The 12,556-nt window shown below is 46.3% G+C and carries 13 protein-coding genes and 1 pseudogene; all 14 read left to right on the plus strand.

Features of this window, described 5'->3' with window-relative positions; all coding sequences use genetic code 11:
* Positions 1-580 precede the first annotated feature (580 nt).
* The 14 genes and pseudogenes from DXA55_RS17010 to DXA55_RS03345 all read left to right on the plus strand — a co-directional run bounded on the left by DXA55_RS17010 (position 581) and on the right by DXA55_RS03345 (position 12,456).
* Entirely contained in the window at positions 581-730 is a 150-nt protein-coding gene (locus DXA55_RS17010; protein ID WP_158565023.1) for a hypothetical protein, read from the plus strand.
* Positions 731-741: 11 nt separating this feature from the next.
* Entirely contained in the window at positions 742-2,052 is a 1,311-nt protein-coding gene (locus DXA55_RS03290) for a VanW family protein (protein ID WP_117813024.1), read from the plus strand.
* A 94-nt stretch (positions 2,053-2,146) separates the two neighbouring features.
* Positions 2,147-2,356: a hypothetical protein gene (locus DXA55_RS16955; protein ID WP_055266982.1), complete on the plus strand. Its 210-nt coding sequence runs from the start codon at positions 2,147-2,149 to the stop codon at positions 2,354-2,356.
* Positions 2,346-2,459 (plus strand): 50S ribosomal protein L36, encoded by a 114-nt coding sequence (gene rpmJ / locus DXA55_RS03295; RefSeq protein ID WP_003022746.1) that lies wholly within the window; start codon positions 2,346-2,348, stop codon positions 2,457-2,459. Before DXA55_RS16955 ends, rpmJ begins: the two co-directional genes overlap by 11 nt.
* Positions 2,460-2,754: 295 nt before the next feature.
* Complete coding sequence (gene rpsM, locus DXA55_RS03300) at positions 2,755-3,123, plus strand: 30S ribosomal protein S13 (RefSeq protein WP_022461573.1); 369 nt, start codon at positions 2,755-2,757, stop codon at positions 3,121-3,123.
* A 50-nt stretch (positions 3,124-3,173) separates the two neighbouring features.
* Positions 3,174-3,566 carry a 30S ribosomal protein S11 gene (rpsK, locus tag DXA55_RS03305; RefSeq protein WP_022461574.1) on the plus strand — a complete coding sequence of 131 codons (393 nt, stop codon included), beginning with the start codon at positions 3,174-3,176 and terminating at the stop codon, positions 3,564-3,566.
* A gap of 16 nt (positions 3,567-3,582) precedes the next feature.
* On the plus strand, positions 3,583-4,176 hold the full coding sequence (gene rpsD, locus DXA55_RS03310; protein ID WP_022461575.1) for a 30S ribosomal protein S4: 594 nt from the start codon (positions 3,583-3,585) through the stop codon (positions 4,174-4,176).
* A gap of 72 nt (positions 4,177-4,248) precedes the next feature.
* Positions 4,249-5,211, plus strand: a complete 963-nt coding sequence (locus DXA55_RS03315) for a DNA-directed RNA polymerase subunit alpha (RefSeq protein WP_022461576.1) — start codon at positions 4,249-4,251, stop codon at positions 5,209-5,211.
* A gap of 104 nt (positions 5,212-5,315) precedes the next feature.
* Complete coding sequence (locus DXA55_RS03320; protein ID WP_022461577.1) at positions 5,316-5,852, plus strand: bL17 family ribosomal protein; 537 nt, start codon at positions 5,316-5,318, stop codon at positions 5,850-5,852.
* Positions 5,853-6,038: 186 nt separating this feature from the next.
* Positions 6,039-6,937, plus strand: a pseudogene (locus DXA55_RS03325) (diacylglycerol/lipid kinase family protein).
* A 182-nt stretch (positions 6,938-7,119) separates the two neighbouring features.
* Positions 7,120-7,983 (plus strand): class II fructose-1,6-bisphosphate aldolase, encoded by an 864-nt coding sequence (fba, locus tag DXA55_RS03330; protein WP_022461579.1) that lies wholly within the window; start codon positions 7,120-7,122, stop codon positions 7,981-7,983.
* Between the two features lie 414 nt (positions 7,984-8,397).
* The gene (locus tag DXA55_RS03335) at positions 8,398-10,512 is read left to right on the plus strand and encodes a glutamine synthetase III family protein (protein ID WP_117813025.1); all 2,115 of its coding nucleotides are present in this window, start codon (positions 8,398-8,400) and stop codon (positions 10,510-10,512) included.
* A 382-nt stretch (positions 10,513-10,894) separates the two neighbouring features.
* Positions 10,895-11,581, plus strand: a complete 687-nt coding sequence (locus tag DXA55_RS03340) for a WecB/TagA/CpsF family glycosyltransferase (protein ID WP_117510477.1) — start codon at positions 10,895-10,897, stop codon at positions 11,579-11,581.
* Positions 11,582-11,586: 5 nt separating this feature from the next.
* On the plus strand, positions 11,587-12,456 hold the full coding sequence (locus DXA55_RS03345; RefSeq protein ID WP_117761413.1) for a YitT family protein: 870 nt from the start codon (positions 11,587-11,589) through the stop codon (positions 12,454-12,456).
* Positions 12,457-12,556: the final 100 nt, after the last annotated feature.

Genomic DNA, 12,556 nt, shown 5'->3' on the forward strand with positions numbered 1-12,556 from the left:
TTTCGATCACCGGCCTTCAGATTTCTGACAGCCACAAAGCAAGCACCAGTCTGCAAACCCTGCAGCATCCGCGGCGGCGGGCATCTGAATTTCTTTTCAGTCCCTTTTGAAACCTTCCAGATGTATTATGCAATATTTTAATAGAAAAAGCAATGAAAAAAGTATAAAATTTTATGAAAACTTTTTGTAAAAACCAGGAGAATTTGTGCACTTTTGAAACAAAATTTTTAAACCGTCAGAAAAAAAAGAAAAAGTGAAAAGACAGGAGAAAAGAGCGGCCGGAAAACCGTGAAAATGACAGATGAGGGCTCGAAAGCGACAGAAGAATATATGTTCGTGAATTCTGTGTGAAGTTGAAATATTTGGTTGAATTCTCAAAATAATGTGATACAATGCAATAGAGAAACTTTACGGGGAAATTTTACCGGGAAGGGTCTCCTGGGCGGTGTGGTAAAATCCATGCACCGGCAGAAATCAAGGAAACATTTTATGAAACAGCAGGCTGCAGTCTGAAAAATAATTCGGATCTGCAGCAATGGCATCGCTGCTCCTTACAGATAACAGGAAAGGAAAATGTGCAATGACAAAAATGGGAAAGAAAAAGAAAAAAGGCCTTGTTGCAGCACTCTGCGTAATTGCAGTGATTGTTTTACTTGCCGCTGCATATGGAATCTTCTGTCTGATCATCGAGGATGACAAAATCTGGCAGATGCTTCTATTAACGGAGTAAACATTCAGGGAATGAGCAAAAAAAAAGCTGCACAGACAGTGGAACAGAAGTTTGAAGAAGATTATAAAGATACAGCTGTTACCGTTGAGCTGGATGGTCAGCAGTATACGATGAACGTATTTCCAATGCTGGGGATGGATGCTTCCGCAGAAATTGAAAAAGCATATGAAAAAGGCCATGGAAATCTTCTGGTTCGCGGTCTGGAGTGGGTCGAGATGAAACGGGGAAAGGCAGAGAAACTTTCCTATGATGTGCAGCCGACTGTGGCCCATCCAGATGAGGTGGAAGGAATTGTACAGGCATCCGGCATTCAGGATTACAACTCCATGCAGGATACTACATATGAAGTAACAGATACCGGCCTGATCGTGCATAAAGGCATTTCCGGAACCAGACCGGATGTGGATGCTTTAAAACAGCAGATCCAGACGAATGTGACAGCAATGAATTTCCAGGATGTAATTTCCTGCCCGACGGCAGAAAATCAGCTGACGGAGCCGGATTTTGCCGGAATTGCAAGCCAGATTTATACCGATCCCGTCAATGCGACGCTGGATCCGGACAACGGATATTCCGTTGTGGCATCGAAAAACGGAACCTCAATGGATGCGGACAGTGCGAAAGCCGAGTATGAGAGTGCAGAAGAAAATACGGATATCACGATTCCGTTTACCTTTACCGAGCCGGAGATTACAACCGAGAAGATGAACGCAAATCTGTTTAAAGACACGCTTGGAAGTTACAGCTCCAGCGCAGCAGGTGGAACGAGCGGAAGAATTCACAACGTCGGACTTACGGCATCTATCTGCAACGGGCAGATCGTTCTGCCGGGAGAAACCTTCTCTTTTAATGGTGTCGTAGGTGATACAACGGCGGAAAAAGGATACCAGGAGGCAGCAGGCTATCAGGATGGCAAAGTCGTCCAGGTACTTGGAGGAGGCGAATGCCAGGTGTCTTCCACACTGTTTTCCGCTATTTTGTATACAGACCTTGATGTGTTGGAAAGAGCCAACCATTCGATGCCGGTACATTATGTGCCGTCAGGAATGGATGCAACCGTATTCTGGGATTCACCGGATTTCAAATTTGAAAATAATCATAAGTATCCGGTGAAAATTGTGATGAATATGGACAGCAGTGATACACTGACCGTAAAAATTCTCGGAACAAAAGAAAACGACTATACCATTGAGCCAAGGGTAGAGCAGATCGATGAGATGAGTAATGTAACGTATCGTGATTATAAAGATGCAAGCGGAAATGTAGTAAAATCAGAATCCGTATGCGCAAGCAAATACAAACCGCTGAACTCAGGATCATGATGCAAAAAAAAATGTTACCTGTAAAAAACAGGCGGGATAGAGAAGAGAAATCTGTCCCGCCTGTTTTTTTCTTACCAGTGGGAGAGATGAAAAAATGCACAGAAAAAGAGCAAAAAAAAATGAAAAAATATGTAAAAAATTTCTTGCATTTCCGGGAACAAAATGCTATACTATAAAACGAACTTTTGCGCGTGGACTTTTTTCTAACCCACAAAAAGAAAACGCATTCCAAAAGTTTACAACAGAAAATTCCCCTACACGGGGCGCTAGGAGCAAAGAAAGGAGGATTCATCATGAAGGTTAGATCTTCTGTAAAACCGATCTGCGAGAAATGCAAAGTTATCAAAAGAAAAGGTAGCATCAGAATCATTTGTGAGAATCCAAAGCACAAACAGCGCCAGGGCTAATCCGTCATTAGGCTTGATCGTAATTGTGCAGATTTTAAGTGCGGCTGCAGCGAGGACGCGCGTGAATGCGTTGTTCTGCTGTTAATATTATAAAGTGAGACACCTGGCAAGTTGCAGCCAGGACACCTCCGGCGGGTGGACGCGCGGAGCGCAGACATCCCTTATAATATTGCTTAATACTCCGATCTGTCAGGTGGCAGAAGGAGAAAGGTCGTGCGAACACGGCTGGATACACGCATACCTGTATCCCAATTAGGAAAATATTAATGTTTTAGAAAAATGGAGGACAAAGTACATGGCTCGTATAGCTGGTGTAGACTTACCAAGAGACAAACGTGTTGAGATTGGTCTGACCTATATCTACGGAATCGGTAGAACAAGTGCAGATCGTATCTTAAAAGAAGCTGGAGTAAATCCGGACACACGCTGCAGAGATTTGACAGACGATGAAGTAAAGAGACTCAGCGCAGTTATCGATGAGAGTCAGGTTGTAGAAGGAGATCTTCGTAGAGAAATCGCTATGAACATCAAACGTCTGCAGGAGATCGGATGCTACAGAGGTATCCGTCATCGTAAAGGCCTTCCGGTTCGTGGTCAGAAAACAAAGACCAACGCAAGAACCCGCAAAGGTCCTAAGAGAACTGTTGCAAATAAGAAGAAATAATTTAACCAGTAGTCCAATATAAGATTAAGAAAGTGTAGGTTAGTTTTAAAATGGCAAAAGTGACAAAGAAAACGACAAAACGTCGTGTCAGAAAAAACGTTGAACACGGACAGGCACATATCCAGTCTTCCTTCAATAATACAATCGTAACACTGACTGATGCAGAAGGAAATGCTCTTTCTTGGGCAAGTGCCGGCGGTCTGGGATTTAGAGGTTCAAGAAAATCTACTCCATACGCAGCTCAGATGGCTGCAGAAACTGCTACCAAAGCAGCGCTGGTTCATGGCTTAAAGACTGTTGACGTTATGGTAAAAGGACCAGGATCAGGTCGTGAAGCTGCAATCCGTGCCCTTCAGGCATGCGGTCTTGAAGTTACAAGCATCCGCGACGTAACACCGGTTCCGCACAACGGATGCCGCCCACCAAAACGTAGAAGAGTCTGATTAGGAGGTTAAGAACATGGCAGTAAATAGAGTACCAGTCCTGAAAAGATGCAGATCCCTCGGAATGGATCCTGTATATCTTGGAATTGATAAGAAGTCCACAAGACAGCTGAAAAGAGCAAACAGAAAAATGTCTGAGTATGGTCTTCAGTTAAGAGAAAAACAGAAAGCAAAATTCATCTACGGCGTTCTGGAGAAACCTTTTGTTAACTATTACAAAAAGGCTGACAGAATGGAAGGACAGACTGGTGAGAACCTGATGATCCTTCTTGAGCTCCGTCTGGACAACGTTCTGTTCCGTATGGGAATGGCTAGAACCAGAAAAGAAGCACGTCAGATCGTTGACCACAAACACGTTCTGGTTAACGGCAAACAGGTAAATATCCCGTCTTACCTTGTAAGCGCTGGTGATACCATCGAAATCAAAGAGGGTAAAAAATCCTCTCAGAGATATAAAGACATCGTAGAGGTTACAGGCGGCCGTCTGACTCCGGAATGGATCGAGGCTGATCTTGAGGCACTCAAAGGTGTTGTAAAAGAGCGTCCTACCCGCGAGATGATCGATGTTCCGGTTGACGAAGTGCAGATCGTCGAGCTGTATTCTAAATAAAGAATCGCCATACGCGGAAGGCTTTATTCCCATGAGTAATGAGCCAACCAATTTAAAAGGAGGGGCTTTCGAGTGTTTGATTTTAACAAACCGAAAATTGAAATTACTGAGATTTCTGATGACAAGAAGTACGGCAGATTTGTGGTTGAACCTCTGGAAAGAGGCTACGGTATCACATTAGGTAATTCTCTTCGCAGAATTATGCTTTCTTCCCTCCCTGGAGCAGCAGTAAGCCAGGTTAAAATCGAGGGCGTTCTTCATGAATTCAGCTCCATCCCTGGAGTAAAAGAAGACGTTACAGAAATCATCATGAACCTGAAGAGCCTTGCAATCCGCAATAACAGCGAAACCAACGAAGCAAAAGTTGCTTATATTGAGTTCGAGGGCGAGGGAGTTGTAAGAGCATCCGATATTCAGGTAGATCAGGATATTGAGATCATGAATCCGGATCAGGTAATCGCAACCCTGAACGGCGGCCCGGACAGCAAGCTGTACATGGAGCTGACGATCACAAAAGGCCGCGGTTATATCAGTGCTGACAAAGGCAAGAGCGATGACATGCCGATCGGCGTTCTCGCTGTGGATGCTATCTATACACCGGTTGAGCGTGTAAACCTCAAAGTGGAGAACACCCGTGTAGGTCAGATTACCGATTACGATAAACTGACACTGGATGTTTACACCAGAGGAACACTGGATCCGGACGAGGCAGTCAGCCTGGCAGCTAAGGTTTTAAGCGAGCATCTGAAACTCTTCATCGATCTGTCTGAGAATGCGAAGACAGCAGAAGTTATGATTGAGAAAGAGGACAATGAGAAAGAGAAAGTTCTGGAGATGAACATCGACGAGCTTGAGCTTTCCGTGCGTTCCTATAACTGCTTGAAACGTGCCGGTATCAATACCGTAGAAGAGCTGTGCAACAAAACTTCCGAAGACATGATGAAGGTTCGTAACCTGGGCCGCAAGTCTCTGGAAGAGGTACTTGCAAAGCTGAAAGAACTGGGACTGTCACTGAGTCCTGGGGACGGAGAATAAATCACAGCGATTTATCTTTCCGTTTGATTTGTAGACGAAAACCCCCTGTCAGTAAGTCCGAGGCAGCATGACTTGTGGGTTCCACAAATGGAGGAAAATTTAAAATGGCAAAATATAGAAAACTTGGCAGAACATCTGACCAGAGAAAAGCATTATTAAGAAACCAGGTAACCAACCTTCTGTATCACGGAAAAATCGTTACCACTGAGACCAAAGCAAAAGAGATCCGTAAGATCGCTGAAAGCATGATCGCACTGGCTGTAAAAGAGAAAGATAACTTTGAGACCGTTACCGTTACTGCTAAAGTAGCTCGCAAAGATGCTGATGGCAAACGTGTGAAAGAAGTAAAAGACGGCAAAAAAGTTACCGTATACGATGAAGTTCAGAAAGAGATCAAAAAAGATCTTCCGTCCAGACTTCACGCTAGACGTCAGATGGCAAGCTTCTTCTATCCTGTAACAGAGGTTCCGACCGAAGCAGCAGGACGCAAGAAAAACACCAAGTCCATCGATATGCCACAGAAAATGTTCGATGAGATCGCTCCGAAATATGCAGACCGTAACGGCGGATATACCCGTATCATCAAGATCGGACCGCGTAAAGGTGATGCAGCTATGGAAGTTGTAATCGAGCTGGTTTAATCTGTAAATAGTTTTGAAATCCGCAGGGGCTGCCTCTTAGTAGGTGGCTCCTGTTTTGTTGTATATCATATTTTATATGACACAATTGCGAAATTGTGGCAATGTACGGGGTTGCATCTGCTTTGCGAATAAGGTACAATACAGAATACAGAACAGCTAAAATGGGATACAAAGGAGAGCATTTGCATGGAGAGCAAGAAAAAAATGTTGTTTATTTTTAATCCGTTTTCCGGAAAAGCACAGATTAAAAGTAAACTGTTTGAAATTATCGATGTTTTTGTAAAAGGCGGATATGAAGTCATTGTCCACCCGACGCAGGCAGTCGGAGATGGTTTCGAAAAGACAAAGGAGCTTGCGCCGCAGGTGGATCTCGTTGTCTGCAGCGGGGGCGACGGAACACTGGATGAAGTTGTCAGCGGCTGATGGAAGTGGATCAGCGCGTTCCGATCGGTTATATTCCGGCCGGAAGCACCAATGACTTTGCAAACAGTCTTTCTATTTCGAAAGATATGGTACAGGCGGCAAAGGATATCATCGAGGGAAACCTGTATTCCTGTGATGTGGGAGCGTTCAACAACGACAGCTTTGTCTACATCGCTGCATTCGGCCTTTTCACGGATGTTTCCTATGAGACAGACCAGCACATGAAAAACATTCTCGGCCATCTGGCATACCTGCTGGAGGGATCCAAACGGATCTGGAATGTGCCGACGTACTGGATTAAAGTCGAGGCAAACGGGGAAACCTTTGAGGGAGAGTATATCTACGGTATGGTGACGAATGCCAAGTCCGTCGGCGGCTTCAAAAACCTGCCGGGACAGGATGTACGCCTGGATGACGGACTCTTCGAGGTAACCCTGATCAAACGCCCGAAAAACCCGCTGGAACTGAATGAGATCATTGCGTCCCTGCTGATGCAGGAGGATCACACAGACCTCATCGATTCGTTCAAGACCGACCGCATCATCATCGAGTCCAACCAGGAGATTTCCTGGACTCTGGACGGCGAATACGGCGGAGATCACGGCTATGTCTGCATCGAAGCGCGCAAACATGCCATGGAACTGGTTCTGAACAATAAGTAGGCACGGCTTTTTGATAAGTTTTTCACAAAAAAGTGCAAAAAAATGGATTTCGCTACGAAAACCATTTGGCATTTGCAGAAAGATGTTGTATAATAAAACTAGTTATGAAAGTAACAAGTATGCGGCGGTCTGTTCTAAAAGGGCACGCGGCACAATTACAGACACAGGAGGTCATTTGAGCTATGTTAGTATCAGCAAAAGAAATGTTGGACAAAGCAAAAGCTGGCCACTATGCAGTTGGTCAGTTTAACATCAACAACCTGGAGTGGACAAAATCCATCCTTCTTACCGCACAGGAGATGAATTCTCCGGTTATCCTTGGCGTATCTGAGGGTGCAGGAAAATACATGACAGGTTTTAAAACTGTAGCTGCTATGGTAAAGGCTATGATCGAAGAACTGAACATCACTGTTCCGGTTGCTCTGCATCTGGACCATGGAACCTACGAAGGATGCTACAAATGCATCGAAGCAGGTTTCTCATCCATCATGTTTGACGGATCTCATTATCCGATCGAAGAGAACGTTGCAAAAACAAAAGAACTGGTAGCTGTCTGCAAAGAGAAAGGAATGTCTCTGGAAGCAGAAGTTGGTTCTATCGGTGGAGAAGAAGATGGTGTTGTAGGTATGGGCGAATGCGCTGATCCGAACGAGTGCAAGATGATTGCAGACCTCGGTGTAGATATGCTTGCAGCAGGTATCGGCAATATCCACGGTGTATACCCGGCTAACTGGCAGGGACTGAGCTTTGAGACTCTGGCAGCTGTACAGGAGCTGACAGGAACTATGCCGCTCGTTCTTCACGGTGGTACAGGTATCCCGGATGACATGATCAAGAAAGCCATTGACCTTGGCGTTTCCAAAATCAATGTAAATACAGAGTGCCAGCTTGCATTCGCAGCAGCTACACGTAAATACATCGAAGAGGGCAAAGATCAGCAGGGTAAAGGATTCGATCCTCGTAAACTCCTTGCTCCTGGCGCAGAAGCTATCAAAGCTACTGTAAGAGAAAAAATCGAACTGTTCGGTTCTGCAAACAAAGCCTGAGTTTAAGCACGAAAATGCTGTGCAGGATTCCTGGGGAACTTCCTCCTCAGGGTCCGCACAGTATTTTTTTTCGCGAGCAACGAGTCGAAGTCCGTGCTTGCACGAGACCTTGACGACTGCCGCGAAAGCTTTCATCGAATCCGCTAATTTTTTCGCCTGAATTAGGAAAGTTTTGTAAAATAATACGAAAAAAGGACTGAGTTCAAAAAAGCACTTGCGTTTTTTAAGTTTTTGAGTTATTTTAGTATCAGTTGGAAATCAAATCCATATGCGAATGTAAAACAAGGGCGTTCTACAAAAACTTAGCTTTCCTTAGCTGCTTTTTGAGAACCCCTTTTTCTTGTATCAGGACCTTTTTAGAGTCCGGCGGGAAGGTCGCATCGCAAAATTCACAAATGGAAAGGAAGAAAGAAAATGGGAGAATATGTAAATCCGGCCAAAATCTTTGGCGAAAATGTATTCAATGACACTGTAATGCAGGAACGTCTTCCAAAAAATGTTTACAAGAAGCTGAAAAAGATCATCGAAGAAGGCGGTGAGCTGGATCTTGCTACTGCAGATACGATTGCACATGAGATGAAAGAATGGGCAATTGAAAAAGGAGCAACACACTATACACACTGGTTCCAGCCGCTGACTGGTACAACTGCAGAAAAGCACGATTCTTTTATTACAGCACCGATGCCGAACGGCAAAGTACTGATGAGCTTCTCCGGTAAAGAGCTGATCAAAGGCGAGCCGGATGCATCTTCTTTCCCGTCCGGTGGACTGCGTGCTACCTTTGAGGCAAGAGGATATACAGCATGGGACTGCACCTCACCGGCTTTCGTTCGTCAGGACGCAGCAGGCGCAACCCTCTGCATTCCGACTGCATTCTGCTCCTACACAGGAGAGGCGCTTGACCAGAAAACACCGCTTCTTCGTTCCATGGAAGCTCTGAATGTACAGTCCCTGCGTCTGTTAAAACTGTTCGGAAACACCACTTCCAAGAAAGTAACTCCTTCCGTAGGACCGGAGCAGGAATACTTCCTGGTAGATGCAGAGAAATTCCTGCAGAGAAAAGACCTGATCTACACCGGCCGTACCCTGTTCGGCGCAATGCCTCCAAAAGGACAGGAGATGGACGATCACTATTTCGGAACCATCCGTCAGAGAATTGCTTCCTTTATGAAGGAGGTCAACATTGAGCTGTGGAAGATGGGCGTTACCGCAAAGACACAGCACAATGAGGTTGCACCGGCACAGCATGAGCTGGCTTCCATCTATTCCGAGGCAAACGTAGCAGTCGACAACAACCAGCTCGTAATGCAGACCTTAAAGAGAGTTGCATGCCAGCACGGACTGAAATGCCTGCTGCATGAGAAACCGTTCGCAGGTGTCAACGGTTCCGGAAAACATAACAACTGGTCCATCACCACAGATGACGGCATCAACCTTCTTGAGCCGGGCAAAACACCGCACGAGAACATTCAGTTCCTGCTTGTGTTAAGCTGCGTCCTGAAAGCTGTTGATGTTCACGCAGATCTGCTCCGTGAGTCCGCAGCCGATCCAGGAAACGATCACAGACTGGGAGCCAACGAGGCACCGCCGGCCATCATTTCCGTATTCCTTGGCGAGCAGCTGGAGGACGTTGTTGAGCAGCTGATCAGCACCGGAAATGCAACAAAGAGTAAAAAAGAGGGCGTTCTGGAGACTGGTGTTAAGACACTTCCGGATCTCAAGAAAGACGCTACCGACCGTAACAGAACCTCACCGTTCGCCTTCACCGGAAACAAATTCGAGTTCCGTATGGTTGGTTCCCGTGACTCCGTTGCAGCTCCGAACATCGTACTGAACACCATCGTTGCAGAAGCATTCCGCGATGCATGCGATGTACTGGAAGGCGCTGAAAACTTCGAGGACGCTGTCCATGATCTGATCAAGAAGAACTTAAGTGAGCATCAGAGAATCATCTTCAATGGCGACGGATATGCAGATGAGTGGTTAGCTGAGGCAGAGAGAAGAGGACTTCCGAACATCAAATCCATGGTGTACGCAATCCCGGCACTGACCACTGATACCGCAATCAAACTGTTCGGCGATTTCAAAGTATTCACCGAGGCAGAGCTGGTATCCCGTGCAGAAGTTAAATTCGAGAACTATGCAAAGACCATCAACATCGAAGCAAAGACCATGATCGACATGGCAAGCAAACAGATCATCCCGGCCGTCATCAAATATGCGACTTCCCTGGCTGGATCCATCAACACCATCACCGCAGCAGGTGTTACGGCAGTTGGTGTACAGAAGAATCTGCTGAACGAGACAAGTGCACTGCTTGAGGAGACCCAGAAAGCACTCGACGAGCTGATCGCAATCGAGAATGCAGGATGCGAGATGGAAGATGGCGAAGCAAAAGCAAAATACTACTACGAGAAAGTTGCTCCGGCTATGGAGGCACTCCGTGCACCGGTTGACAAACTGGAAATGATCGTAGACAAAGAGATGTGGCCGATGCCGTCCTACGGCGATCTGATGTTTGAGGTTTAACCCTAGTAGACAAGAAGTCTCCCACTTCTAAAGCGGTGGGATGAATTGTTAAAAGAAACACAACGGCAGTGGCGGGCGGAGAGAAATCGGTATCCTCCACTGACATGAGGCAAGTCACAGTCGAACTATTTTCGACATGTCAGACTCCGTGAAAATACCGACTGTGAGTTGAAACAATCCGCAGACGATCCGCTAAATTGTAAAAATTCTGTGAAAACAGGGCAGAAAAAGAGGCTGTTTTTGACAACAGCCTCTTTTTTTAGTATAATGGGGATTAGCTGTTGCCAGAAGAAAAGGGCGGACAGCGCTGCCGGAAGAAACGGCAGGAAAACATGGAGGAAACGCTTCTGGATTTCGAAGGAAAACAGAAGTATACAGAACAATGAATGCAGAACTGGAAATTTTAGGTGTGAAGCTGAAACATTACCGCGTCGATGCGGCAATGGAGATTGCAGAGGAATACCTCTCGAACGATAAGCTGAATACCATCGGGATTGTTACGATGCAGATGCTGATGCAGGCGAGCAAGGAACCGACGTGGAAACAGTATATCGAAGATCTGGATCTGACGGTCATCGGGGAAACCGAAGTGCTGGAGGCAGCAGGAATCGACCCGGAGACGCCGTCCTATGAGGAAGTGGAGACGAACGAGTTCATCGCACGCTTTTTCTGGGGACTGATTCAGAAAAAAAGCCGGATTTTCGTACTGGGCGACACTGGGGAAGAACTGCAGACACTGCAGAAATATCTGACAGAAACGTATCCCGGCATTGAGATCGGAGGCGGTGCTGTCGTCGAGACGCTGGAGGAATCCGCGTTTGACAGCCTGGTCAACGAGATCAACAGCCAGACGACGGACGTGATTGTGAGCGGCCTTGCGGGAACGCGGCAGGATCGTTTCGTTCTGGAAAACAGCAGCAAAATCAGCGCGAAAATCTGGCTGAGCCTTGGCGAACACTCAACACTGCAGAACGAGGCCGGTATAAAAACGAGCTGGTGGGGAACTCTGCTAAAGAAGAATACGTTCAAGTGGATGGTAACAAAATATAACAGCGAAAAGGACGGTTGAAGTTCATGAACTGGATACGGAACAAACAGCAGTGGAGAGATTATCTGCTGATTACGCTGGGAACCGCGGTCATGGCGGTTGCGACCAGCTCGATTTACGACCCGGCGGGGCTTGTTACCGGAGGATTTTCCGGTCTTGCAATCGTCATCAAACAACTGAGCCAGATGCTGTTCGGAAAAGGAGTTCCGCTCTGGGTGACGAACCTTGTGCTGAACATTCCGCTCTTTCTTTTTGGAATCCGCATGAGCCGTGATTTTCTTGTGAAAACCATTTTTGGAACCCTGATGAACACGTTCTGGTTTGCCGTTCTCCCGGTTCTGCAGCTGGTGCCGGATGACAGGATGCTCTCCGCACTTTTTGGCGGCGTTCTGATGGGAGCCGGCATCGGCCTTGTCTTTATCGGAAACGGAACGACGGGCGGAACGGATATGATGGCGGCTCTGATCCAGAGAAAGCTGCGCCACTATTCCGTTGCACAGGTTATGCAGGTGCTTGATGGAATCATCGTCATCGCCGGTATTTTTGTCTTCGGTATCCACGCTTCGCTCTATGCGATCGTGGCAATCTACGTGACGACGAAAATGACGGATGCCCTGATGGAAGGTATGAATTATGCGAAATCCGCGTTTATCATTACCGCGCATCCGGAGCAGGTAGCCGATGAGCTCATGAAAGAACTCGACCGCGGCGCGTCCGGCATCCACATAAAGGGAATGTACACGGGCGAAGAGCGTATGATGGTATTCTGTGTTGTGGGCAAAAAACAGATCCCGCAGCTCAAACAGATCGTAGGAACGATCGATCCGGACGCGTTTGTCGTTGTGTCGGATGCAAGAGAGGTCTTAGGAGAGGGCTTCCAGACGGATTTCTCCTGACCTTTTTACGTATTTTGTGGTATAAATGTTGTGTTTTCTCTTCCTTTTTTGTCTATTTTGTATTAAAATAATTATATCTGTGAGGTACTTTGCATCAGGC

This window comes from Blautia sp. OF03-13, assembly GCF_003460685.1.
In the GTDB taxonomy this organism is placed as follows: domain Bacteria; phylum Bacillota; class Clostridia; order Lachnospirales; family Lachnospiraceae; genus Fusicatenibacter; species Fusicatenibacter saccharivorans.